Origin of the sequence: Bacteroides sp. LFL-34 (genome assembly GCF_027257075.1) — a bacterium.
GTDB classification, from domain to species: Bacteria; Bacteroidota; Bacteroidia; order Bacteroidales; family Bacteroidaceae; genus Bacteroides; species Bacteroides ovatus.
On the sequence record NZ_JAPQKZ010000157.1, the window covers coordinates 1 to 711 of the forward strand.

Below are 711 nucleotides of genomic sequence, written 5' to 3' on the forward strand. Positions count from 1 at the left end.
CAGGGCAGACGCATTAAAAATTATTTTCCTGTAAAAGTTGTGACAAATATTTTTCATCCCATCCCGCTTTTAGTCTTTTCAGATTCATGCTTCCTTTTGTTGTTTTCTCATTCTTTAGTATGGTAAGTGCCATTTTTGTTGCCACCGAAAAGTTTCTGGCTGCATTTTTCACCTTTTTACTGTAGTCTTCTCGAAAGGTAACATCCAGTTGCCAATGAAGATTATTCTCAATAGACCAATGCTGCCTGATGGCAGATGCAATCTCCTCCGGTTTGGTATTATCAAGTGAAGTTACATAGTATCTGACCTCTTGAGTATATTCTCCTGTTGCTACTATTGTTCTCTCCGACTTTATCCCTACAATAGACTTCAACCCCACAAGTTTCTTCTTAAACATTTTCTCCATAATAGATCCATAACTGACTACAGTACATGTTCTTGTCTCAATCCTTCCATGTCCGGTGTTTTCCGACACATGCCTGGTGACTCTATTGGTTATTTCATCTCTATCCTGATAATCGTCAATGATTTGTTTAGCTAGTTGATAATTTTTTTTCTTATTCTCCTTTATAGCTATAATATAATTTGCATTATGCTCAATAATGGTCTGGGTTATATCTTTCTGGCATCCCATCGCGTCAATTGTAACAATACAACCACTTAGTTCCAAAGAGTTAATTAACAATGGAATAGCTGTAATCTCATTGCTTT

At 36.3% G+C, this 711-nt stretch carries 1 protein-coding gene; it reads right to left on the bottom strand.

Annotation, left to right across the window (positions count from 1 at the left end):
• Positions 1-13 precede the first annotated feature (13 nt).
• On the bottom strand, positions 14-711 hold a 698-nt coding region (locus N5O98_RS27365; RefSeq protein ID WP_269496302.1), incomplete at its 5' end, for an ISAs1 family transposase.